This window comes from Kitasatospora sp. NPDC057936 (assembly GCF_042887525.1).
Taxonomy (GTDB): Bacteria; Actinomycetota; Actinomycetes; order Streptomycetales; family Streptomycetaceae; genus Kitasatospora.
The window spans coordinates 1-23,023 of sequence record NZ_JBHVPD010000002.1 but is presented as its reverse complement, the minus strand read 5'-3'; the positions used below and the strand labels follow the sequence as shown (position 1 = coordinate 23,023).

Below are 23,023 nucleotides of genomic sequence, written 5' to 3'. Positions count from 1 at the left end.
CGAGACCCGGAGACCGGAGACCGTTCCGTGCACGCCACCAGCACCGCTACCGGTGCCCCCAGCATCACCGCCGCCTACCTCGCCCGCTACCGCGCCATCGCCGCCGACACCCCGCAGACCCTCCTCCCGCTGACCGGCGCCCAGCGGCGCTTCCTGATCACCTGCCGGCTCACCCCCGGCGGCCGCCCGGAGATCGTCCCGGTCTTCTTCGCCTACCCGCGCGGCACCGTCGACCTGCCCCGGCTCCAGCGCGCCGCCACCACCGTGGCCGCCCGGCACCCCGCGCTGTGCGGCGCCTTCGCGAACGTGCGCGCCACGCCCGTGCTGCGCGTCGGCGGACCGTCGGCCGAGGCCGCCCGGGTGGCCGTCGCCCCCGGCGGCTCCGCCCGCGAGGCGCTGCGCGAGGCCCTCCTCGACTGGCCGGCCGACGGACCGGCGCTGCGCCTGCTGGTGGCCGAAGAGCGGGACGGCGACGAGGAGTTGCTGGCCGTCGCGCTCGACCACGCGGCCTGCGACGAGCAGTCGCTCGGCGTCGTCACGGCCGAACTGGAGGACGCCTACGCGGCGGACGCCCAGCCCGGCCGCGGCCCCGACGAGGCCGCCGTCGCCGACTACCGCGAGGCCGTCGAGCGCCAGCTCGCCGCCGAGGACGCCGCCTCCACCCCCGCCGCCCACGCCCACTGGGGCGAGCGGCTCGGCGGCCTCGCCACCACGGAGGCGGGCCCGGCGCACTCCACCGGCATGCTCACCGAACGCGTGCCCGGCGCCGTCCGCGGCTCGGTCTTCCCCGTCCTGCTGGACGCCGTCGCCGTGGCCGCCCACCGCCTGCACGGCACCGGCGGCCCGCACGGCACCGGCCCCGACCGGAGCCGCCCGCTCGGGACGGGCCCCGATCGGAGCCGTCCGCTCGCCCTCGGCTACCCGTGGGGCGGCCGCCCGCCCGGAGCGCCCGCCGCGCTCGGCTGCTTCATCAACACCCTCGTCCACCCGGCGCTCCCGGGCCCGACCGGGGACCTCGACGCGCTCGCCGACGGCTGGTGGGACGACCTCGACCACGCCGACACCCCCTTCGACGAGGTCGTCCGCGCCGCCCGCGCGGCCGGCGCCGGCTGGAACGGCGCCCTGGACGGCCTCCTCACCCTCGAAGACCTCCACCGCCGCCCGCCGCTCGCCCTCGCCGGCGTCCCCGGCCGCGAGACCCACCTCGCCGGGCGCCCCCTGCCCGTGCCGCTCGCCGTCTCCGCCTCGCACGGCGACGACCTGCTGGTCCGCCTCGCCTGGGACCGCGAGCGCTTCCCGGACGCCACCGCCGAAGCGGCCTTCGAGGGCCTGCTCGGCGCGCTGCGCCACCACCTCCGGCCGGCCGCCTGACCAGAGCGCCGCCGATCCGCCGACGGCCCCGGGCCGTTCGACGCGAGCTTCCGCAAGGAACCACGAACTCCCCCACGCAGCAGTGCCGCACGCGCCACCACCCCGGCGCGCCCGGCCGGCCGGGACGGGACCCCACAATTCGCCCGCCCCGCCGCCCGCAGGACGAACACGCCCGCCACCACTAGGGAGTAGCCGCCCATGTTCGCACTCTCCTCCTCGCAGGAGATCGTCTGGCTGCACGAGCAGATGCTGCCCGGCAGTCGCGCCTACAACTTCACCGCCGTCCTCGACCTCTGGGGAACCGTCGACCGGGACGCCCTGCGCGCCGGCCTCACCGCCGTCGTCGCCCACCACCCCGGCCTGCGTCTGGAGCTGGTCGCCCGCCAAGAAGGCGTACCCGGCCAGCGGGTCGCCGAGGACTGCGAGCCCCGGCTGCGCACCAGCGACTTCTCGGCCGAGGCCGACCCCGAGGCCGCCTTCCGCACCCTGCTCGCCGCCGAGGCCGCCGAGCCGCTCGACACCAGCCGGGCCCCGCTGCTGCGCTGGCACCTGGTCCGCGTCGCCGACGACCACCACCGGCTGATCCACGTCGAGCACCACCTGATCCACGACGGCCACTCCTTCGCGATCCTGCTGCGCGACCTGTTCACCGTCTACCGCGCCCACGTCCTGGACGAGCCCTACGAGCTGGCCCAGGCCCCCTCCTACGAACAGCACGCCCGCACCGCCACCGGCCCGAGCGACGACGCCCTCGCCTTCTGGCTCCGCGAACTGGCCGACGCCCCGCGCGAGGTCACCCTCCCCGGCCTAGCCCGGCCCGGCGCCGTCCGCCGCCACCGCGGCGGCCAGCTGCGCCAGGCCGTCGGCGCCGACCTCGCCGAGCGGCTGCGCGAGCGCAGCAAGTCCGACGGGCACACCCCGTTCAGCACGCTGCTCACCCTGTTCACCGAGCTGCTGCGCCGCCACAGCGGCCACGACGAGATCGTCGTCGGCACCGCCGTCGGCAACCGCCCGGTCGGCTTCGAGGGCACCCTCGGCATGTTCGTCAACACCGTCCCGCTGCGCCTGCGGCCGGACGCGGAGACCTCGGGCACCGACGCCATCGACGAGGTGACGGACGTCCTGCTGCGCGCCCTGCCCTACCAGGACCTGCCCGTCCAGGAGCTGACCCGCCGCCTCGGGCTGCACACCACCGGCGCGGACAACCCGCTGTTCAACGTGATGTTCAGCGCCCACGACGCCCCGCTCCCGGACGTGCGCGTGCCCGGCCTGGAGGTCCTCCTCTACGAGGGCTTCAACACCGGCACCACCCGCTTCGACCTCGACCTCGTGCTGATGCCCGACGACCGCCGCGTCGTCGGCGAGAAGCACGGCGCCGCCGGCATGACCCTGGTGTGGGACTACGACGCCGACCTGTTCGCCGAGTCCGAGGCCGTACTGCTGTCCGAGCGCCTCCTGGACCTCCTGCGCGCCTACCTCGACCGGCCGGAGGAGCCCCTGGCAGCCCTGGCCGCCCCGATCACGGAGAGCGTCGAGACGGCCGTCGAGCCGGCGGACCTCGACCCGGCCGCCGCCCACGACCCCACCTCCCTCGCCCTCGTCGCCGGCACCGAGCGGATCACCTACGGCGAGCTCGACCGCCGCGTCTCCGAGCTCGCCGAGCGGCTGCGCGCCGCCGGGGTCGAGCCCGGCCAGCCGGTCGCCGCCGTCCTGCCGCGCGGCGTCGACAGCGTCGTCGCCCTGCTCGCCTGCCTGCGCCACGGCGCCGTGTACGCCCCGCTCTCCTCGGAGGACCCGGCCGCCCGCCTCGGTCTGCTGCTGGAGCGGCTCGCCCCGGCGCTCGTGCTGGCCACCCGCCAGAGCGCGCTCGCCCTGCCCGCCGAGGGCGTCACCCCCGCGCTGCTGGACGGACCGGCCTTTCCCAAGGCCGAGCCCGCGGCCGTGCTCGACGGCATCGCGTACGTCATCCACACCTCCGGCTCCACCGGCGTGCCCAAGCCCGTCCTGGTCGGCCGCGAGGCGCTGGCCGGCTACGTCGGCGCGATCGCCGCCCGCTACGAGCTCACCGCCGCCGACCGGGTGCTGCTCTTCGCCCGCCCGTCCTTCGACGTGGCCCTGGAGGAGGTGCTGCCCGCGCTCGCCGCCGGCGCCGCCCTCGTCGTGCCGCAGCGCGAAGTGCCCACCGGTCCCGAACTGGTGGCCGTCCTCGCCGCCCGCGGCGTCACCGTCGCCAACCTGCCCACCAGCTACCTCCTCGCCGTCCGCGAGGACCTGCACGAGGCGCTGCGCGACGGCCGCTGGACGCCCCGCCTGCTCGTCCTCGGCGGCGAGCGGCTGCCAGCCCGCGCCCTCGCGGGCCTCACCGAGGCCACCACGGTCCTCAACGCCTACGGCGTCACCGAGGCCACCGTCACCTCCACCGTCCACCAGGTCGGGCCCGCCGACCTTGACAGCGACGGCGAGGTGCCGCTCGGCGCCGAACTGCCCGGTGTGCGGATGCACGTCCTGGACGCCGCGCTGCGCCCGCTGGCGCCCGGCTGCGTCGGCGAACTCGCCGTCGGCGGACCGATGCTGGCCGAGGGCTACCTCGACCTGCCCGAGCCCACCGCCGAGCGCTTCCGCGACCTGCCCGGCCTCGGCCGGGTCTACCGCACCGGCGACCGCGGCTACCGCGACCTGACCGGCCGGCTGCGCTTCCTCGGCCGCACCGACAACCAGGTCAAGCTGCGCGGCTACCGCATCGAGCTGGAGGAGATCGAGGCCGCCGCCTCCGCCGAACTCGGCGGCCGCTCCTGCGCGGTGGTCCTGCACACCGACCCCGAGGCCGGCCCGCGCCTGGTCGGCTTCCTGGAGGGCGCCGACCGCCCCGACCAGACCGCCCTGCACGCCGCCCTCGCACAGCGCCTGCCCGGCGGGCTCGTCCCGGCCACCTGGACCGCCCTGCCCGCCATGCCGACCCTGCCCGGCGGCAAGCCCGACCGCGCCGCCCTCACCCGGCTCGCCGCCGAGGCCACCGCCCCCGAGGAGGCCCCCGCCGCCACCGGCGCGGCCTTCGACGGCCCGGGGCAGGAGCTCGTCGCCGCCGCCTGGCGCGAGGTCCTCGGCCACGACCGGTTCACCGCCGAGTCGCAGTTCTTCGAGGTCGGCGGCCACTCGCTGCTCGCCGCCCAGGTCGCCGCCTGGCTGGAGCCGCACCTCGGCACCCGGCCCTCGCTGCGCATCCTCTTCCGCCACCCCGTCTTGGCCGACCAGGCCCGCGCGCTGACCGGAGACGCCAAGTGACTTCGAGCCCCTCGTCCGTCCTGGAGGACGGTCACCGCGAACTCGTCGACGCGTTCGAGAGCTTCATCCGCCGCGAACTCGTGCCGCTCGCCGCCGAATTGCCCGAGACCGCCGACCAGCCCCCGGCCGACCTGCGCGCCTACGTCCGCAAGCGCTCCGCCGCCCTCGGCTTCTACGCGGGCGACTACCCCGAGGAACTCGGCGGCTCCGACATGCCGTTCACCGCCGTCGTCCTGCTCCACCACGCCGCCGGACGCAGCGGCTGCTCCCTCGCGCCGTACGCCCTCGCCGGCTCCGACGGCCCGAGCCCGCTGTTGCGCAACGGCACGCCCGAGCAGATCGAGCGCCACCTCGTGCCGCTGGTGCGCGGCGAGCAGACCCGCTGCCTCGCCCTCACCGAGCCGCACGCCGGCTCCGACGCGTTCCGGCTCACCACGACCGCCGTCCGCACCGGCGACACGTGGGTGCTCAACGGCCGCAAGACCTTCGTCAGCAACGCCGACCGGGCCGGCATCGTCCTCGTCGTCGCCGCCACCGACCTCGGCGACGGCAGCACCGTGGGCGCCACCGCCTTCGTCCTGCCGATGGACCAGCCCGGCCTGCGGATCGGCCAGCGCTACGAGGGCATGTCCGGCGAGCCGCTGTTCGAGCTCCTCCTCGACGGCGTCACCGTCGGGCCCGAGGCCGTCATCGGCGGCGAGGAGGGCATCGGCGCGGCCACCGCGCTCGCCATCGACAGCCTCTCGCGCGGCCGGCTCGTCGTCGCGGCCATGTGCAACGGCGTCGCCGAGTACGCGCTGCGCGCAGGCGTCGAGTACGCCCGTGAGCGGGAGGCCTTCGGCCGGCCGATCGGCGACTACCAGCACGTCCAGGAGCACCTCGTCACCACCCGCGCCGAGGTGGAGGCCTCCAAGCTGCTCACCCTCGCGTGCGCCCGGCTCGTCGACGACGGCACCGAGGCGCCCGAGAACGCGGCCCTCGCCAAGCTCACCGCCTCCGAGACCGCCGTCCGCGCCGTCGACCGCTCGCTCCAGGTCCACGGCGCCACCGGCTGGGTGCGCGGCCACCCGCTGGAGTTCCTCTACCGCTACGTGCGGATGATGACGATCATCGAGGGCACCTCCGAGGTGCAGAAGGTCATCATCGCCCGCTCCATGGGCCTGAACTGACGCGCCGTGACCTTGAACCGGGAGACGATGATGGAACCCCTCAGCATCGAGTACGGCCGTCCGCACCAGGACGGCGCGGTCCTCGACCTCTTCACCACCTGGGCGCACCGCACGCCGGACGCGCCCGCCCTGATCGACGGCGACCACGCCTGGAGCTACGCCGAACTCGACCGCCTCGCCGACACCGTCGCCGACGCGCTGCGCGAGCGCGTGCGCCCGGGCGACCTGGTCGGCATCTGCCTCGACCACTCGGCCGCCCTGGTCGCCGTCACCCTCGCCACCGCCAAGCTCGGCGCCGTCCACCTGCCGCTCGGCCCGCGCCCCGGCGAACGCCGCCTCCAGGCCGTCGCCGAACAGCTGCGGCCGGCCTGCCTGATCGGCGACCCCGCCCTGCTCCCGACCGGCCGCCAGGCCGGCGACCAGCTCAAGCTCGCCCTGCCGACGGAGGGCGCCAACGCGGCCGCCACCGTCATCGCCGCCTTCGCGGACGGCTCCGACGGCGGCGGGGTCGAGATCCCCAAGGGCACCCACTACGCCGTCCTCACCTCCGGCTCCACCGGCACCCCCAAGGCCGTGGCGGTGGGCGAACCCGCCCTCGGCGCACTCCTGCACTGGTACCGGGACTTCACCGGCCTCGGCCCCGGCGAGCGGCACAGCCTGCTCATCGGCGTGGCCTTCGACCCGCACCTCCAGGAGCTGTGGGCCACCCTCACCTCCGGCGCCGCCCTCAGCGTCGCCCCCGACGCCGTCCGCTGGGACGCCGGCGCCCTCACCGACTGGTGGCGCGAGGCCGGCATCACCGTCACCGTGCTGCCCACCCCGCTCGCCGAGCCCGTCCTCGACCGGCCCTGGCCCGCCGGGCTCGCCCTGCGGCACCTGACCATCGGCGGCGACCGGCTGCGCCGCGCCCCCGGCCCGGACGTCACCGCCACCGTCCACAACGCCTACGGCCCGGCCGAGGCCACCGTCACCACCACCGTCCACACCATGGCGCCCGGCGGCGACCACGGCACCGACGCGCCGCCGATCGGCCTGCCGATCCCCGGCGCCGTCGTCCTCGTCACCGACGAGGACGGGCGGCCGGTGCCGCGCGGACAGGCCGGGGAGCTGCGCATCGGCGGCCGGGGCCTGGCCGCCGGCCACCTCGACCCCGAACTCACCGCCCGCCGCTTCGTCGGCGCGCCCGAGGCCGTCGAGGGCAGCGACCGGGTCTACCGCACCGGCGACCGCGTCCTGATGCGCGCCGACGGCGTGCTGGAGTTCCTCGGCCGGCTCGACGACCAGGTCAAGGTCAGCGGCGTGCGGATCGAGCCCGCCGAGGTCGAGGCCGCGTTCGAGCGCGACGAGCGGGTGCGCCGCGCCGTCGTCGCCGCCGCACCGGCCCCGGCGGGCGGCTACCGGCTGCTCGCCTTCGTCCAGGCCGCCTCCACCGAACTGCCGGAGGCCGCCGGCCTGATCGAGGCCGTCCGCCCGTGGCTGCCCGAACAGGCCGTGCCCTCGGTCGTCCGGCTCGTCGACGCCTTCCCCCTGGACGCCAACGGCAAGGTCGACCGCGCCGCGCTGCTGGCCGCCGAATCCCTTGAGAACGGTGTGACGGCCGCGGAAGGCGCCACCGACACCGAACGCACCGTCCTGCGGCTCTCCCGCGACCTCCTCGGCCGCGCCGACCTCGGACCGCACGACAACTTCCTGGAGGCCGGCGGCAACTCCCTCGCCGCCGCCCGCCTGCTGGCCGCGCTGGAGGACGAGTACGACGTGCGGCTGCGCGCCGCCGCACTGCTGCGCCAGCCCGACCTGCGCGCCGTCGCCCGGCTCGTGGACGAACGGCGCGCCGGCGCCGGCGCCACCGCCTGACCGCGTCCTCGAAGCCTTGACCCAGGGTGCCCCGGCCAGCCGCCGGGGCGCCCGGAAGGGAACCACGTCATGCCTGCTGCGGACACCGTCCCGGCCCTCATCGCCCGGCACGCCGCCGAGCGCCCGCACGCGCTCGCCGTGACCGACGGCACCACCGTCCTGACCTACCGCGAACTCGCCGACGCCGCCCGGAAGCTGGCCACCGTGCTGGCCGCCCGCGGGATCGGCCCAGGCCGCGCCGTCGGCCTGCTCTGCGCCCGCTCCACCCGCCTCGTCGTCGCCCAGCTCGCCGTCTGGCAGGCCGGCGGCCACGTCGTGCCGCTCGACCCCGCCTACCCGCGCCCGCGCATCGCCGACATGATCGCCGACGCCGGCGTCGAGCTCACCCTCGGCGACAAGGCCCTGCTCGCCGAGGCCGGCCTGTCCGACGACCGCACCCTCGTCCTCGGCGAGCGCGGCACCGACGAGGAGCCGGCGACCCGGGCCCTGCCCACCACGGGCCCGGCCGCCACCGCCCTCGTGCTCTTCACCTCCGGCTCCACCGGCCGCCCCAAGGGCGTCCGGATCCCGCACGGCGGCATCGCCGACCTCGTCACCGCGCCCGACGGGATCCGGGTCGGGCCGCGCGACCGCGTCCTGTTCCACTCGGCCGTCACCTTCGACGCCTCCACCTTCGAGCTGTGGGCGCCGCTCGCGAACGGCGCCGCCGTCGCCGTCTCGCCCGCCGACCGGCCCACCTCCGAGGAACTCGCCGCCGACGTCGAGCGGTTCGGCGTCACCGTGCTCGTCCTCACCACCGCGCTCTTCCACCACCTCGCGGCCCGCCAGTCCCGGATCTTCGGCGTCGTGCGCACCCTCGCCGTCGGCGGCGAAGCACTCTCGCCCGACCACTCCGCCGCCGTGCTGCGCGCGTTCCCGTGGCTGGAGCTCGTCAACGGCTACGGGCCCACCGAGGGGACCACCTTCACCACCCTGCACCGCGTCGACCCGGCCGACTGCGCCGGCCCGGTGCCCATCGGCCGCGCCACCGGCGGCGCCCGCGTGCTCGTCCTCGACGAGGACCTCGCCCCCGCGCCGGACGGCACCGTCGGCGAGCTGTGGATCGCCGGCGCCCGCGTCGCCGACGGCTACCTCGACCGGCCCGAGCTCACCGCCGAGCGATTCCGCGAACTGCCCGGCGTCGGGCGCGCCTACCGCAGCGGCGACCTCGCGGCCCGCCGCCCGGACGGCGTCCTGGAGTTCCACGGCCGCGTCGACCACCAGGTCAAGGTGCGCGGCTTCCGGATCGAGCCGGAGGAGGTCGAGCACGCGCTGCTGCAGTTCCCCGAGGTCGCCGAGGCCGCCGTGGTCGTGCGCGGGGTCGGCCGGCCGGAGGCGGCGCTCACCGCGTGCGTCGTGCCCGCCGAGGGCACGCGGCCACAGGCCGAGACGCTGCGCGCCCGGCTCGCCGAGCGGCTGCCGTCCCACCTGGTGCCCACCGCGTGGGCCGTCCTGGACGCCCTCCCGCTGACCGGCACCGGCAAGGTCGACCGCCGGGCGCTCGCCGAGTCCGCGCCCGCCGACGGTGGGACGGCGTCGGCCGCGGGGGAGGCCGCCACAGGGGCCGCCGTCACTGGGGAGGCCGTCGAGCTGACGCCGATCCAACAGGTCGTCGCCGGGGCCTGGGAGCGGGCCCTCGGCCGCCGGGTGACCTCGCCGACCGCCGACTTCCTCGCCGAGGGCGGCCACTCGCTGCTCGCCATGTGGGTCGTCGACGACCTCAGCGGGGACATCGGCGTCGAGCTCTCGCTCGCCGCCTTCCTGGCCGACCCCACGGTCGCGGGCCAGGCCGAACTCCTCGAACGGGCCCTGCGCGACGCGGAAGCCGTCGCCGCGGCCGAAGCGGCCGCCGACGCCGAAGCGGTCGCCGGTGCCGAAGCGCAGGGGGTCGACCGATGAACGTCGTCGACCAGGCCGACCTGCTGCGGCGCGCCCGCAGCCGCACCCGTCCCGCCGCCGCCGAGCCCGCCCCGGCGGCGGACCCCACCGGCCCCGCCCCGCTCTCGCACGCGCAGCAGCGGATGTGGCTGATGGACCACCTCGGCCAGGGCGGCGCCCTCTACAACGTCCCGCTCGCCACCCGCCTGCGCGGCCCGCTCGACCCCGCCGCGCTCGCCGCCGCCCTCACCGCGCTCACCGAACGGCACGCCGTCCTGCGCACGCACTACGGCAGCCGCGGCGACGAGCCCTACCAGGAGGCCCTCCCGGCCACCCCGGTGCCGCTCCCGGTCGTCGACGCCACCGACGCGGACGCCCCCGGACTGCTCGCCGCCGAGGCCGCCCGCCCGTTCGACCTCGCCACCGGGCCGGTCCTGCGCGCCCTGCTGCTCCGGCACGCACCCGAGGACCACACCTTCCTCCTCACCATCCACCACATCGCCGTCGACGGCGGCTCCCTGCCGATCGTCGGCGCCGAACTCGCCGCCCTCTACCAGGCCGCGCGCGATCAGCGTCCGGCCCAGCTCCCGCCGCCCGGACCGGCGTACGCCGAGCACGCCCGCCGCGAACGCGCCCGCGACACCGAGCTCACCACCGCCGCGGACAGCCGCGCCGCCCACCTGGCCGGCGCCCGCCCGCTGCCGCTCCTGCGGCCCGTCCCGCCCGGCGCACGCGAACGCCGCGCCGCCCTGCACAGCGCCCCGCTCGCCCCCGGCACCGTCGACGCGCTGCGCCGCCTCGGCGCCCGGCACGGCGCCACCCTGTTCGGCGTCGTCCTCGCGGCGGCCTTCGCCACGCTCCGCAACGCCTCCGGAGAGAGCGACCTCGTCCTCGGCTGCGCCAGCGGCCACCGCGCCGACCTGCGCACCACCGTCGGCCTGAGCGTCAACACCCTGGCGCTGCGGGCCGACATCGCGGGGGACACGGCTTTCACGGCGGTCCTCGGGCAGGTCAGGAGCGCGCTGCTCGACGCGCAGGAGCACCACGAGGTCCCGTTCGACCTGGTCCTCGAACGCCTCGGCGCCTCGGCCCGCGGCGCGGACGGCACCCCGCTGCTCTCCGTCAGCTGTGACGTCGTCCGCCCCTCCGAGCCGCTCGCGCTGCCCGGCCTCGCCGCCGAGAGCGTCGAACTCGACCTCGGGCTGGCCAAGTTCGGCCTCGCGCTGCTCGTCGAGGACGGCCCGCAGCCGCGCTGCCTGGTCCAGCACGACCGCGACGCCCTCGACGAGGAGACGGCCGGGCACCTGCTGGCCGCGTTCGCCGAGCTGCTGGCGGCCGTCGCCGCGGACGGGGAGCGCCGTGTCGACGAGCTCCCCGGCTCTCGCCTCACCATCTCCGAACACCCGGCGATCACCGCACTGTTGGCCGATCCGCGGGTCGCCGAGGCGACGCTCGCCAGGTCGGCGGACGGGCCGCTGCTGGGCTACGCCGTCGTGCGCGGACCGGTCGCGCCCAGCGGTGCCGAGCTCAAATCGCTCCTGCGTCGGGCCGTGCGGGCAGACGAACTCCCGTCCGCCGTCGTCCTGTTGGACCGACTGCCCCGCCTTCCCGACGGCACGCCGGACCACGCCTGCCTGCCCGGCGCGGCCCGTCCCCCCGCACCCGGGGCCGACGAGTCCGGGCCGCTGGCCGCCGTCCGTACGGCCTTCGGCGAACTGCTGGGCACCGTCCCGCCCGCCGACGGCGACTTCTTCGCCCTCGGCGGCCACTCCCTCGTCGCCGTCCAGCTCGCCGAGCGCCTGCGCACCCGGACCGGCCTGCCGCTCACCGGCCTCGACATCCTGGAGCAGCGCACCCCGCGGGCCCTCGCCGGGCTCCTCGCCACCCGTGGCGACGAGCGCCGTGCCGCCCTCGCCCGCACCGGCGCCCCCGTCACACGGGCCCGCGCGGGCACGGTCCTGGTCACCGGCGCCACCGGCGGGGTCGGAGCGGCCGTGCTCCAGGAACTGATGGCCCAGGGCCGCCCGGTGCGGGCGCTGGTCCGGCCCGAGTCGGCGCACCTCCCGGCCCTCAACGGCGTCGAGGTGGCCGAGGGCGACCTCGCCGACCCCGACAGCCTCCGGCGGGCCGTGGAGGGCGCCGACTCCGTCATCCACGCCGCGTGCACCTTCACCGACCACGCGACCGACGTCGCCGCGATGCGCGCCCTCGTGGACGGCTGGCGCGGCGGACCGTTCGTCTTCGTCAGCAGCATCGACGCCTACGGCCGGCCCGCAGCCGTCGACGTCCCCGAGGGCGCCGAGCCCGGCCCCGGGCTCACCCCGTACGGGCAGGCCAAGCTCGACTGCGAGCGGATCCTCCTCGAATCCGGCCGGGGCCCGGCGAGCATCGTGCGCGCCCCGATCGTCTGGGGCCCGCACCAGCGGCTGCGCGACCAGCTCCGCTGGGGCTCCACCGGCGCCCTCTACCAGGCCGCCCTGGCGGGCGAACCGATCACCCTGCCCGACGGCCCCGAGTGGGCCGGCGCCTGCTGGGTCCACTCGGCCGCCCTCGCCCGGGCGCTCGGCGCGTGCGCGGTGGAGCAGCCGCCCGCGGCCGGACGGATCGTCAACGCCGTCACGGGGCACCTCTCCTGGACGGACTTCACGGCCGAGCTCGTCCGCCTGCTGGGGTCCGCGAGCACGGTCACCCCGGGGCCGGACGCCGACCGGGAGCTCCGACGCCCCTGGCACTACGGCGCTGAGACCCTCGCCGCGGTCCTGCGCCCCGGGCCGGGCGAGGACTGGCGCACCGTGCTGGCCGCCATGACCGCCTGAGGCGCGGAGCGTTCCATCGAGCACGAGGCCCCCGGGAGCACCGTCCCCGGGGGCCTCGCCCTTTCCCGCTACTGCTCGACGTACTTCTTCAACACCTGCTGGTAGTCCGCGAATTCTGGCGAGGTGTGGAGCTTGTCGACGTTCTTGCCGAGGTAGACCATGCTCGGACAGGCGGCCTTCGCACTGCCCAGCAGCCGTTCGTTGCCGAGTTTCCGGCCCGTCCGGGCCTCGTAGACGGTGACGTTGTAGACGCCCCGGTAGAGCTTCAGCGAGTCCGTCGTGAACTTGCAGGTGGTCAGGAGGTCGCCCTCGTCCGGCTCGTCCAGGCACGCGAGCAACTGCACGCGGTGCGGGTCGAGCTTGTTCGCGCTCCAGTAGTCCGGCGCCTCCAGGGACGGGTAGACGGGGTGGGACGAGCCGGACTCGCTGATGTCGAACATCGCCACCGGATGCGGGCCCGGGCCGGTGTGCTCGGCGGCCTGCGGGAAGTACTTGCGCGCCAACGAGCCCCCGCAGCCGGACTCGAAGTCCGACAGGCTCCGCAGCGCCTTGTCGCTCGCGTGCGGTTCGAAGACCACCCAGTAGCCGCCGTACCCGATCGCCCCCACCATCGCCAGCGCGACCACCCGCAGCGCCCACGTGCGGCGCTGCCGCTGCGCCGGGGTGACGGCCTTCCCGTCCAGGGGCCCGCGCCTTCTGCGGACGACCGCGTACACGAGGTAGCCGAACGGGGCGACCGCCACGGCGGCGAACAGCACGCCGACGAAGGGGTTGCCGCCCTGGAACCCGAACACGGAGAACAGGACCGCGAGCGCGATGAGCAGAACTATCAACCTGGCCATGGACATGCCTTCCAATCGAGAGCAGGCCGAGACTACCGGGCGCGGACGGCGGCGGGCGCGGCCGTGTCGCGGAACCGGGACACGGCTGATGCGCGGCTGTTTCACGGAAATTCCCGGTCCTGATTCTCCGAACGCCTCTTCCGTACGCATTCGGTGGCTATTTCCGACGATCGCTCGAAAGCGGCTTGAGGAGGGGTGGAAATGCGTGGTTCGCCGTCGAGCCGGTGTGTTCCCATCGAGGTCGGGGACGGGCACCGGGTAGGTCAACAGGTAGGTGTGATCGCGGAGGTGATGGAGCGTCATGTCTGGAAACGAGAGCGTGGTGTGGTCGAGCGAGCAGGGTCTGGGCGGCCTCCCGGAGCACGTCCGGGGATTCGGCCTGATGCACGTGGCGATGCGGCGTGACGCGGCTCGCCTGTGCGCGGCGGCGCGGAGCGTACGGCCCGGAGGCGCACGGGCGTTGGGGGAGTGGTTCGGCCGGCTGCGCGCGGTGATCGACTGGCACCACCACAGCGAGGACGAGATCCTCTGGCCCTACCTGCGCGGGCACGTGCCCGGCTTCGATGGGAGCGGCGCGCTGGAACAGGACCACGGCGCCCTGGACCGCTCGATGAGCCGGGTGGCGGGCGTCCTGACCACCGGCCGGATCGAAGAACTCCCGGAGGCTGCCCAGGAGTTCGCAGACCTCGTCCGCGACCACCTGCGGCACGAGGAGCGCGTTGTCTTCCCGGTGCTCGCCGCCCTGGGCGTCGCGGAGTACGGCCGGGTCGAGCGGTGGATCATCGGGAGCGCCCCCGCCCAGGTGATGACCTACCTGCAGCCGTGGATGTTCGACGGCGCGGACGCGGCCTCGGTGGCCGCCGTCGCGGCGACCATCCCGGCGCCGGTGCGGCTGCTGGGCCGCACCGTCCTGGAACGCCGCTACCGGCGCACCCTGGCCCCGGTCCTGTGACCGGTCACCGCACCATCCGCGTCCCGAAGGAGTACCGATGAGCACCAACCGAACCGCACCACCCTCCACCTTCCAGGCCGGCTACGGCGCCCCCGTCGCCCCCGTCGCGGCCCAGGGCAAGGCCGCCGGGCCCGTGCTGGTGGCGGCGACCATCGCGATGGGCCTGATGGCGGGCCTGTTCTTCGCCTTCGACGTCTCGGTGATGCCGGGCCTCGCGAAGGGCGACGACCGCACCTACGTGACGGCGATGCAGAACATCAACAAGGCGATCGAGAACGGGCTGTTCGGCCTGGTCTTCGTCGGGGCCTTCGTGGCGACGGGCGTCGCCGCCTACCTCCAGTACAAGGCCGGCCGGCGCACCGCGGCGTTCTGGGCGGCGGCTGCGACCGTCCTGTACGTGGCCGCGCTGATGGTCACGATGGGTGTCAACATCCCGCTCAACAACCAGCTGGCGGCCGCCGGTGACCCGGCGCACATCACGGACTTCCACGGTGTGCGGGAGAAGTTCGAGGGCACCTGGGTGGCCACGAACATGCTCCGGACACTGCTGTGCACGGCGGGCCTGGCGGCCCTGACCCGTGCGCTGTTCCTCCACGGACGCGGCTCGCGCTGAGCGGACCCGCCCGACACGCGTGCCCGCCCGGACGGCTCCGGGCGGGCACGACGCTCCCTCAGCGGTGAACGCGAAGTCGACGTCGGTGACCTCGGCGTCAAAGCGGCACTCGACTCCCTGGTCGAGGAGCCACGGGTAGAGTGGGCGGGCGGGGTCGGGCCGACCGGATAATGGTCGGGTGATCAACAAGCACCTGCGCGTGGTCCTGGCCGAGGACTCCGTCGTCCTCCGCGACGGCATGGTCGAACTGCTCGGCGCCCGCGGCTGCGACGTCGTCGCCACCGCCGGGACGGCACCCGAGCTGCTGGCCGCCGTCGCCGAGCACCGGCCGGACGTGGCCGTCGTCGACGTCCGGATGCCGCCCACCCACACCGACGAGGGCATTCGTGCCGCCGTCGAGATCCGCGCGACGGCGCCGGGGGTCGGCATCCTGGTCTTCTCCCAGCACGTCGAAGCGGCCTGGGCAGCGCGCCTGCTGGCGGACGGCTCGGCGGGCGTCGGGTACCTCCTGAAGGAACGCGTGGCCCGCACCTCGGAGTTCGTGGACGCGCTGCACCGGGTCGCCGAGGGCGGCACGGCGCTCGACCCGGAGGTCGTCGCCCAGCTCCTTCGTGGCGGTCAGCGCAGCCGGGTGGACACCCTGACCCCGCGCGAGCGCGAGGTGCTGGAGCTGATGGCCCAGGGACACTCGAACCGCTCCATCGCCGGACTCCTGACGGTGTCGGAGCGCGCGGTGGAGAAGCACGTCGCCGCGGTGTTCGCCAAGTTCGGCCTGCACGCGACGGAGGCCGACAACCGGCGGGTGAAGGCGGTCCTCACCTATCTGGCAGAGAACGGGAGTTGACAGCCTCGACCGCCTTGTCGGCCGCACCGGCCCGGGGGACCCCGTCGACCGCGACGCAGATGCCGAACACACGGTCGTGACCGGTCCAACCGTTGACGCGGCCCCGGTTGTTGCTGATCTGCACGCGCCGCTTCGCCGGATCGAGGGACGACACCAGATGCAGGTACACCGTCCCGGCGACGCGGGCGAGGACGATGTCCCCGGGCTCCAGCTTCGACGGGTCGACCGGGGTGACGGTCACCAACTGGCGGCTGCGGATCAGCGGGACCATCGACGAGCCGCTCGGCCGGAATTCCACGGTGGCCCCGCCGGCGACCCTGGCCGCCACCGCATCCAATGCACCCATCCGGTGATCGTGGCAGATCCGGCCGGATCGGCCTACCGATTTTTGCCGTCGGACCTGCCGTCGGACCTGCCGGCGGGGCGACGCTGGTTCCTGCAGGTTCGTTGGGAGGTTCGTTAGGGCGCGTGAACTCGTAGGGGCGTTCAGAGGTGCGTCGGCAGCTCCGCGGTGATGACCGTCGGTCCGCCGGGCGGACTGTCGATGCGCAGGACGCCGTCCACCGCCGCGAGCCGCTCGGCCAGACCGGTCAGGCCGGTGCCACCGCCAGGTGCGGTGCCGCCGCCGGGTCCGGTGCCGGGTGCGGGTCGGGTGCCGAGTGCTGCGCCGCCCCGGCCGTCGTCACGGACGATGAGGCGGATCCGGCCGTCTGCGGCGTGCGCGGTGAGCTCGGCCGCCTGCGCGCCGCTGTGCTTGGCGACGTTGGTGAGCAACTCGGCGGCGCAGAAGTAGACGGCCCGCTCGACGGCCGGGTCCGGGCGCTCCCGCAGGTCGAGACTGACGTCGACCGGCACGGGCGAGGTGGCGGTGAGCCCCGGCAGTGCCTCCCCGAGGCCGCCGTCCAGGGCCACCGGGTGGATGCCCCGGGTGAGGCGGCGCAGCTCGGCGATGGTGTCGTCGGTCTGGCCGCGGGCGCGGTCGACGAGGGTGCGCAGCCGTTCGGCGTCCGGCGGCGCTCCGGTGAGGGTGTCGTCGGCCAGGGAGAGCGTGATGGCGAGGGCGACCAGCCGGGCCTGGGTGCCGTCGTGCAGGGCGCGCTCCAGGCGGCGGAGCTGGTCGGTGTTCTCCGCGAGCAGGACGGCCCGGGCGCTCTCCAGCTCCCGGACGCGCTGCTGGGCGCGGGCCGGGCCCAGCAGCAGCCGGGCGAGCCACCGGTTCAGGTCGCCCGTCGCCCGGACGGCGGCGGGCACGGTGGTGAGGAGGGCCAGGCCGGCCAGCGGCGCCGTGTCCAGCCAGTCGACCGGGTGCGGTCCGTCCAGGAAACGCACCCAGAGCGGGAAGCCGATCAGCCAGCCGCACGCGAGGGGAAGCCCCACGGCGGCGGCGAACCCGAGGGTGCCGACCGGGAGCCGCAGGACGAGGTAGAGCAGCGTCCGCCACGCGACGGGATCGGTCAGCACGACCCGGCCGCGGGCGAACACGCCCTTGGGCCGCGGCAGCCGGGCCGGCCGCTCGACGTACGCGCCCAGCAGCCGGCCGACCAGCCACCGGTGCAGTGTGCCGATCCCGCGCGCGCCGAGCAGCGCGGCGACGACGAACGGCAGGCCGAGCACGGTGAGCGACAGCAGCGCCCCCGCGTAGAGGACGGCGACCGCGTACAGGCTGCCGAGCAGCGCGAGCGGCAGGCCGAGGACGGCGAACGCCCATTCGCCCTTGCGCACGGAGAGGTACGGCCGCCGCTCCCTCGATGCAGTCTCAGTCACGCCCGCCGCCGGCCAGCTCCGTCGCCGGACCCGCGATCGCCCGCAGACCCGTCACCAGGATCCCCGGAACGGTGAGCGCCACCGCGCTCGCCACGATCCACCCGCACGCGCCCACCGGGACGGACGGCACCGCCGAACCCGTCACCGCTCGGCTGAACGCCGCCGACGCCGCCCCCGCCACCGCCGCGCCCAGCAGCACGCCCAGCGCCGCCGTCAGCACCGCCTCCGCACCGAGCATGCGCATCAGCAGCCCACGCGTCGCGCCGACCAGCCGCAGCAGCGCGAACTCGCGGCGCCGCTCGGCGGTCACGGCGACCAGGGTGTTCAGGGTGGAGACGGTCGCAAAGCAGATCAGCAGCCCCAACTCGGCCTGGCGCAGCCAGACGTCCGTCGCGGAGGTGACGCTGCCCGCGCTCGCCCGTGCGGCGTGCCCGGCGGTACTTGTCATGATCGACATGGTGCCCGAAAGCCCGACCAGCAGGGCGACCGGCACCACAGCGGACGACAACCGCCGCGCGTACCCCCGCATGTTCGCATCGGCGAGCCACCCCGCACCGGGGACCAGCACCCGTATCGGTGCGCCCAGGACGGCCACCAACACACGCGCTATGAGCGGCCCCAGCAGCGCCGCCGCGACCAGCAGCACGAGCGAACCGAGCAGCGCCGCCTGAGCGGCCTTGTCCAGATCCTCCGCGGACCTGGTCGCGGCCAGCCGCAGCAGGAGCCCGCCACCCACCAGCGCACCGGCCCCGGCAAGCAGCCGCAGCACACCCGTCCGCCCCTGCTCGGTCGAGCTCGCGGTCAGCGCGGCCGCCGGCGCGATCCGCGAGATCCGCCGCGCGGCCACCGCCGACGCCACCAGGCCGACGACCAGTGCGGCGGCGACCGCGACCAGTATCGGCACCGGACTGCCCGGCACCCGCACACCCGGCGCCGCCATCCCGCGCCGCTGCAACGCGGCCAGGAACCAGCGGGCCGACACCGACCCCAGGGCCCAGGCCGGCACCGCCACCAGCAGCGTCGTCGCGAGCACCTGGCCGCGCACCAGCCGCCGCGCCTGCCGGGGCGTGGCCGCTATCGTCCGCAGCAGCGCCAGCTCGCGGTTCTGCTGCCGGAGGGCGAAGCCGAGCGCGTTCACCACGACGAAGAACGACACCAGCACGGCGATCTCACCGAACGCACCGGCGATCACCATCACCCCCGGCCCGGCGACGGCCTTCCGGGCAGCCGCCGGAGCGGCGGCCTGGGCGGCGATCAGCGAACCGAAGAGCGTCACGGCGGCGATGGCGAGGAGCAGCGCGACCGCCAGACCGACGAAGGCGGCCGGCCGCCGGCGCAGCTGCCCGAGCGCGATCGAGACCACGGCCCTCACCCGCCCAGCCGGCTCAGCCGCTCGCCGACCTGGGCGGCCGTTGGCCGCTCCAGCTCGTCGACCACCACGCCGTCGGCCAGCAGCACCACCCGGTCCGCGTACCCGGCCGCGACCGGATCGTGCGTCACCATCACGCACGTCTGCCCGTCCTCGTCCACCCCCGCCCGGAGCAGGGCCAGGACCTCGTGGCCCGTGGCCCGGTCCAGCGCCCCCGTCGGCTCGTCCGCGAACAGCACCTCCGGCCGGCTCACGAGCGCCCGGGCGATCGCCACCCGCTGCTGCTGCCCACCCGACAGCTGCCCCGGCCGGTGCCGCTCCCGCCCCGCCAGCCCCACCCTCGCTATCGCCTCCAAAACCAGACCCCGGGCCGGCCGTTCACCACCCAGCCGAGCCGGCAGCTCGACGTTCTGCGCGACCGTCATCGCCGGCATCAGGTTGAACGCCTGGAACACGAACCCCACCCGGCTGCGCCGTACCTGCGCCAACCGCCGCTCCGGCAGTCGCGACACCTCCGTCCCGCCCCACCAGACCGACCCCCGGGAGGGCCGGTCCATGCCCGCCAGACAGTGCAACAAGGTGGTCTTCCCGGACCCGGACGGCCCCATCACCGCCGTGAACGTCCCGGGCGCGAAGCCCACCGACACCCCGCGCAACGCCCGCACGGCACCCGAGCCGCGACCGTACTCCCGGTACAGCCCCTCGGCCCGCGCGGCGAGGACCGCCGTCCCCGGATCCATCGTCATCTCAGCCATGCCTCAATCCTGGGCGGGCGGAGCGCCGAAAACGATCGTGCTGGCACCCGAATCCGGGGTTCGGAAAACCGAACCCCCAGGTGGGGAGGTAGGTACCGGCCGCGGGTCTTCCACCGGGAGGGGCCCTGACGGCTGAGGCGCCCTGCCAACTCGGGCGTCCTGACGGCTCAGGAATCCTGACGGCTCAGGAATCCTGACGGCTCAGGAATCCTGGACGACCATCCTGCCCTGGGCACCGTCCTCGGACACGAAGGCGAACAACCTCGGCGCCGCGCCCAGGTTGAGCCGGAACGGCACCCAGTTCGAGTCCAGCTGCAGCAGCAGTCGCCAGGGGCCGCCGTCCGGCCACTCGTCCCCCTGGAAGAACAGTGGCGTCCCGCCGATCTTGTCGCCGTCGATCCGCTCGACGTAGCGGTCGCGGTCGGCGGCCGGCAGGGCTTCGAGTTCCTCATCCGTCATGGGAGCGGGCTCGGAGACGGGCCGCAGATCGACGGTGAACTCCACGGCCGACCCGTCGTCGCCGTACAGGCCGGGGCCGGTCTCCAGTGGCAGGGTCGTGAGCGGAAGCACCGGGCCGGCAAGGTCGCCAGCTGGCTGCACGATCACCGCGTTCTCACCGCCGTCGGGGTCGATGACGTCGGGATCGAAGAAGTCCTCCTCGTGATCGGCGTGGGTCACGAAGAGGTAGGCCACCTTCCCGTCCCCGGCCGCTCCGAGCACCGGGCCCAACTCGACCTGGCCGACGAACCGCATCGGCCGGTCCCATGCCGTGCTGACCGGCCACTGCGGGCCGGTCAGCCACACCGGTTGGCCGCCGAACTTGGTCGTCGGCGTGGAGACCGGACGGTCGGCCGCGGAATAGCCGTCGATGCGCAGCGATGTTCCCATGACCGGCATCATGCCAAGCGAGGATTCCAGTCCTGGAGCAGGAGCCCGGCCTCCGTGCGTGCCGCCTCGTCGGGTTCCGCGTCCGAGGCGAGTTCCGTTACGAGGCCTTCGAAGTACTCCTGGTCCTCGTCCGACCGCAGGCAGACGTTGAGGATCGCGTCGCCGAGGTGGTCGGTGGTGTCGACGTCGGCCCCGGCGAAGGCCGCGAGGACCAGTCGCAGGCCCAGGAGATCGCGCCGCCTGAGCAGCGCCTCCGCCGTCCTCTGTGTGACGGCCGTGTCGTGGCCGTCCTGCAGGAGGCGGCGGAGGACCGCCGCGACTTCGGGTACGTCCGCGTGGGCGGCGAGCTGCCGGCCGGCGTTCGCCCGGTCCGACCAGGACGGCGAGGTGGAGGCGCGCAGCGCCGCGTTCAGCATGGAGCCATCCTGGCACGGGCTCACGGGAGGGCGATCGTGGTGATCAGGATGCCGCCGGCGTGGTGCCAGTGGCCGGTGAGGGTTTGTCCATCCCGGTGGGTGGTGAAGGTCCCGTCAGGGCACACCGTCACGGGCATCTCGACGAGCGGGGCCCACTGCCGGGTCAGCGGGTACCAGGCCTTGTAGACGGCCTCCTTGGTACTGAACAGCAGCCGGTCCCAGGGGACGAGGCCCGGAGGCAACTGCGCCAGACCGGCTCGCTCGGCGGCGGAGGCGGTGAGCCCCAGGATGCCGACCGGCAGCGGCCGAGCCGGCTCGGCGTCGATGCCGAGCGAGGCGAGCCGCCCGGCCGGCGCGACCGCACACGCGGTGTACCCGTCGCAGTGCGTGATGCTGCCGACCACGCCGTCCGGCCACACCGGTGCACCCCCGGCCCCGGGCAGCAACGGCGACGGTGCGAAGCCGAGTTGCCCGAGCGCCCGCCGCGCGAGCGTACGGGCGACGGTGAATTGCCGCGTGCGCCGCTCCGGCCGCCCCGCGACGTGCGCGGCCTCGGCCGGGAGGAGCGGCGCCTGTGGCCCGTCCCCGAACGCCTCCGCCCACCGGACAGGGCCGCGCGCGGCGCCGCGCATCGGCAGGGCGGGCGGCGCCGCGGCGGTGATCACGCGCTCGTGCCCTTGGCGTCGTCCCGGTGGGTGTCGAGGTGGGTGTCGAGGTGGGCTCGGAGCTGGGTGAGGGCGCGCTGGGTCTGCTGGGAGTGCTTGAAACCGAGGTGGGCGACCTTGTCGAGGAGGGCGGGCCAGCCGTGGGGGGTGCTGGTGAAGGTGATGGTCAGCCGGGTGCGGGCGCCGTCGTCGACGGGGGTGAGGGTGTAGGAGAAGTCGCCGGTGAAGTGGCCGGAGAGAGTGGTGGTGAGCTGGCGCTCGGCGTCGACGTGGGTCGTGGTGGCGGTGAAGCGCAACTTCGGCCCGGGCTTGCCGACACCGTTGGGGTGGACGGTGATCCGGGAGGTGCCGCCCTTGTGCTGGGGGGCGGTGGGGCCGGGCTGGAAGGTGTTGTGGGGGGTCCACCAGTTGGCGGCGCCGTTGAGCTCGGCGACGAGGGCGTGCCAGACGCGGTCGGTGGGGTGGTTGAGGATGGTCTCGTCGATGACGTCGATGGTGTGCACGGCAGTTGACCTCGCCTTCGGTTTTGTGTGTGTGTGGGTTAGTTGTGGGTGGTGTGGGTGGTGTTTTGGGTGGTGGTGGTTTGGTAGTTGGTGTGGTCGAAGTGGTTGGTTTGTTTGTGGTAGGTGTGGGTGTAGGTGGGCCAGATGGTGGGGTTGTTGCCGTGGGTGTCGTGGTACCAGCTGTGGCAGTTGCCGGTGTTCCAGACGGTGTTTTTGAGTTTGTTTTGGAGTTGGGTGTTGTAGTGGGTTTGGGCTTGGTGGCGGGGGTGGAGGCTGGTGATGTTGTGGGTGGTGGTGGTTTTGAGGGCTTGGATGATGTAGGTGATTTGGGCTTCGATGATGACGGTTTGGGAGGAGTGGCCGAGGGTGGTGTTGGGGCCGAGGAGCATGAAGAGGTTGGGGTAGCCGTGGATGGTGGTGCCGCGGTGGGCTTGGATGCCGTGTTGTGTCCAGGTTTGGTTGAGGGTGGTGCCGTTGGCGTTGTGGATGCGGTGGGTGATGGGTTGGTTGGTGGGGGTGAAGCCGGTGGCGAGGATGATGGTGTCGATGTGGCGGGTGGTGCCGTCGGTGGTGGTGATGTGGGTGGGGCCGATGTTTTTGATGGGGGTGGTGATGATGTTGACGTTGGGTTGTTGGATGGCGGGGTACCAGGTGTTGGAGAAGAGGAGGCGTTTGCAGCCGATGGTGTAGTCGGGGGTGAGGAGGGTGCGGAGGTGGGGGTCGGGGACGGATTTTTTGAGGTGGGTGGTGGCCATGTTTTTCATGGCGGTGGTGCGGGTGGGGCGGGACATGAAGTAGGCGATGATTTCGCGGCCGTGTTTGTTGAAGTTGCGGCGGAATTGCTGGTAGCCGGGGAGGTGTCGGAGCATCCAGGTGTGGCGGGGGGTGTTGGGTTTGTCGGGTTTGGGGGCGATCCAGGGTGGGGTGCGCTGGTAGAGGTCGAGGCGTGCGGCTTGGGGTTGGATGTGGGGGAGGAATTGGATGGCGGAGGCGCCGGTGCCGA

General features: G+C 74.6%; 19 protein-coding genes. 9 read left to right on the top strand and 10 right to left on the bottom strand.

The window, feature by feature from the left end; translation table 11 throughout:
• Window positions 1–27: 27 nt before the first annotated feature.
• The 6 genes from ACFVU9_RS01230 to ACFVU9_RS01205 all read left to right on the top strand — a co-directional run bounded on the left by ACFVU9_RS01230 (window position 28) and on the right by ACFVU9_RS01205 (window position 12,409).
• Window positions 28–1,371, top strand: a complete 1,344-nt coding sequence (locus tag ACFVU9_RS01230) for a non-ribosomal peptide synthetase (protein WP_387588753.1) — start codon at window positions 28–30, stop codon at window positions 1,369–1,371.
• 198 nt (window positions 1,372–1,569) lie between these two features.
• Window positions 1,570–4,653, top strand: coding sequence for an amino acid adenylation domain-containing protein (locus tag ACFVU9_RS01225; RefSeq protein WP_387588751.1), 3,084 nt, complete (start codon window positions 1,570–1,572; stop codon window positions 4,651–4,653).
• Entirely contained in the window at window positions 4,650–5,822 is a 1,173-nt protein-coding gene (locus tag ACFVU9_RS01220; protein WP_380445809.1) for an acyl-CoA dehydrogenase family protein, read from the top strand. Before ACFVU9_RS01225 ends, ACFVU9_RS01220 begins: the two co-directional genes overlap by 4 nt.
• A gap of 6 nt (window positions 5,823–5,828) precedes the next feature.
• Entirely contained in the window at window positions 5,829–7,676 is a 1,848-nt protein-coding gene (locus tag ACFVU9_RS01215) for an amino acid adenylation domain-containing protein (RefSeq protein WP_387588749.1), read from the top strand.
• Window positions 7,677–7,745: 69 nt separating this feature from the next.
• On the top strand, window positions 7,746–9,614 hold the full coding sequence (locus tag ACFVU9_RS01210) for a non-ribosomal peptide synthetase (RefSeq protein ID WP_387588747.1): 1,869 nt from the start codon (window positions 7,746–7,748) through the stop codon (window positions 9,612–9,614).
• Entirely contained in the window at window positions 9,611–12,409 is a 2,799-nt protein-coding gene (locus ACFVU9_RS01205) for a condensation domain-containing protein (RefSeq protein ID WP_387588745.1), read from the top strand. Before ACFVU9_RS01210 ends, ACFVU9_RS01205 begins: the two co-directional genes overlap by 4 nt.
• Window positions 12,410–12,477: 68 nt before the next feature.
• Here the strand turns inward: ACFVU9_RS01205 and ACFVU9_RS01200 are convergent, their stop codons facing one another.
• The gene (locus ACFVU9_RS01200; RefSeq protein WP_387588743.1) at window positions 12,478–13,251 is read right to left on the bottom strand and encodes a hypothetical protein; all 774 of its coding nucleotides are present in this window, start codon (window positions 13,249–13,251) and stop codon (window positions 12,478–12,480) included.
• A gap of 301 nt (window positions 13,252–13,552) precedes the next feature.
• Here ACFVU9_RS01200 and ACFVU9_RS01195 point away from each other — a divergent pair, with 301 nt between their 5' ends.
• From ACFVU9_RS01195 to ACFVU9_RS01185, 3 genes are all read left to right on the top strand, one after another.
• The gene (locus tag ACFVU9_RS01195; RefSeq protein WP_387588741.1) at window positions 13,553–14,203 is read left to right on the top strand and encodes a hemerythrin domain-containing protein; all 651 of its coding nucleotides are present in this window, start codon (window positions 13,553–13,555) and stop codon (window positions 14,201–14,203) included.
• 37 nt (window positions 14,204–14,240) lie between these two features.
• On the top strand, window positions 14,241–14,816 hold the full coding sequence (locus ACFVU9_RS01190) for a DUF1772 domain-containing protein (protein WP_380504389.1): 576 nt from the start codon (window positions 14,241–14,243) through the stop codon (window positions 14,814–14,816).
• Between the two features lie 178 nt (window positions 14,817–14,994).
• A complete protein-coding gene (locus ACFVU9_RS01185) occupies window positions 14,995–15,660 on the top strand; it encodes a LuxR C-terminal-related transcriptional regulator (RefSeq protein WP_380445801.1) in 666 nt (221 codons plus the stop codon).
• On the opposite strand, the gene ACFVU9_RS01180 is transcribed toward ACFVU9_RS01185, so the two are convergent.
• From ACFVU9_RS01180 to ACFVU9_RS01140, 9 genes are all read right to left on the bottom strand, one after another.
• Window positions 15,632–16,006 (bottom strand): S26 family signal peptidase, encoded by a 375-nt coding sequence (locus tag ACFVU9_RS01180; RefSeq protein WP_387588738.1) that lies wholly within the window; start codon window positions 16,004–16,006, stop codon window positions 15,632–15,634. The genes ACFVU9_RS01185 and ACFVU9_RS01180 overlap by 29 nt on opposite strands.
• Window positions 16,007–16,146: 140 nt before the next feature.
• Window positions 16,147–17,424 (bottom strand): sensor histidine kinase, encoded by a 1,278-nt coding sequence (locus ACFVU9_RS01175; RefSeq protein ID WP_387588736.1) that lies wholly within the window; start codon window positions 17,422–17,424, stop codon window positions 16,147–16,149.
• Complete coding sequence (locus ACFVU9_RS01170) at window positions 17,417–18,787, bottom strand: FtsX-like permease family protein (protein ID WP_387588734.1); 1,371 nt, start codon at window positions 18,785–18,787, stop codon at window positions 17,417–17,419. The genes ACFVU9_RS01175 and ACFVU9_RS01170 overlap by 8 nt, the downstream gene beginning before the upstream one ends.
• A gap of 5 nt (window positions 18,788–18,792) precedes the next feature.
• A complete protein-coding gene (locus tag ACFVU9_RS01165) occupies window positions 18,793–19,548 on the bottom strand; it encodes an ABC transporter ATP-binding protein (protein ID WP_380445797.1) in 756 nt (251 codons plus the stop codon).
• 201 nt (window positions 19,549–19,749) lie between these two features.
• Complete coding sequence (locus ACFVU9_RS01160; RefSeq protein WP_387588732.1) at window positions 19,750–20,436, bottom strand: DUF1963 domain-containing protein; 687 nt, start codon at window positions 20,434–20,436, stop codon at window positions 19,750–19,752.
• Between the two features lie 8 nt (window positions 20,437–20,444).
• Window positions 20,445–20,852 (bottom strand): hypothetical protein, encoded by a 408-nt coding sequence (locus ACFVU9_RS01155; protein ID WP_387588730.1) that lies wholly within the window; start codon window positions 20,850–20,852, stop codon window positions 20,445–20,447.
• Between the two features lie 20 nt (window positions 20,853–20,872).
• Window positions 20,873–21,517, bottom strand: a complete 645-nt coding sequence (locus ACFVU9_RS01150; protein WP_387588728.1) for a 4'-phosphopantetheinyl transferase — start codon at window positions 21,515–21,517, stop codon at window positions 20,873–20,875.
• Complete coding sequence (locus ACFVU9_RS01145; protein ID WP_387588727.1) at window positions 21,514–22,020, bottom strand: SRPBCC domain-containing protein; 507 nt, start codon at window positions 22,018–22,020, stop codon at window positions 21,514–21,516. Before ACFVU9_RS01145 ends, ACFVU9_RS01150 begins: the two co-directional genes overlap by 4 nt.
• A 38-nt stretch (window positions 22,021–22,058) precedes the next feature.
• A partial coding sequence (locus tag ACFVU9_RS01140) for a flavin-containing monooxygenase (protein WP_387588725.1) occupies window positions 22,059–23,023 on the bottom strand: 965 nt, incomplete at its 5' end.

Bases quoted from the DNA above. Each gene is read 5' to 3' on its own strand.
- ACFVU9_RS01225 (WP_387588751.1), top strand. From the start codon at position 1,570: ATGTTCGCACTCTCCTCCTCGCAGGAGATCGTCTGGCTGCACGAGCAG.
- ACFVU9_RS01200 (WP_387588743.1), bottom strand. From the start codon at position 13,251: ATGGCCAGGTTGATAGTTCTGCTCATCGCGCTCGCGGTCCTGTTCTCC.
- ACFVU9_RS01160 (WP_387588732.1), bottom strand. From the start codon at position 20,436: ATGGGAACATCGCTGCGCATCGACGGCTATTCCGCGGCCGACCGTCCG.
- ACFVU9_RS01205 (WP_387588745.1), top strand. From the start codon at position 9,611: ATGAACGTCGTCGACCAGGCCGACCTGCTGCGGCGCGCCCGCAGCCGC.
- ACFVU9_RS01165 (WP_380445797.1), bottom strand. From the start codon at position 19,548: ATGGCTGAGATGACGATGGATCCGGGGACGGCGGTCCTCGCCGCGCGG.
- ACFVU9_RS01190 (WP_380504389.1), top strand. From the start codon at position 14,241: ATGAGCACCAACCGAACCGCACCACCCTCCACCTTCCAGGCCGGCTAC.
- ACFVU9_RS01210 (WP_387588747.1), top strand. From the start codon at position 7,746: ATGCCTGCTGCGGACACCGTCCCGGCCCTCATCGCCCGGCACGCCGCC.
- ACFVU9_RS01180 (WP_387588738.1), bottom strand. From the start codon at position 16,006: ATGGGTGCATTGGATGCGGTGGCGGCCAGGGTCGCCGGCGGGGCCACC.
- ACFVU9_RS01155 (WP_387588730.1), bottom strand. From the start codon at position 20,852: ATGCTGAACGCGGCGCTGCGCGCCTCCACCTCGCCGTCCTGGTCGGAC.
- ACFVU9_RS01195 (WP_387588741.1), top strand. From the start codon at position 13,553: ATGTCTGGAAACGAGAGCGTGGTGTGGTCGAGCGAGCAGGGTCTGGGC.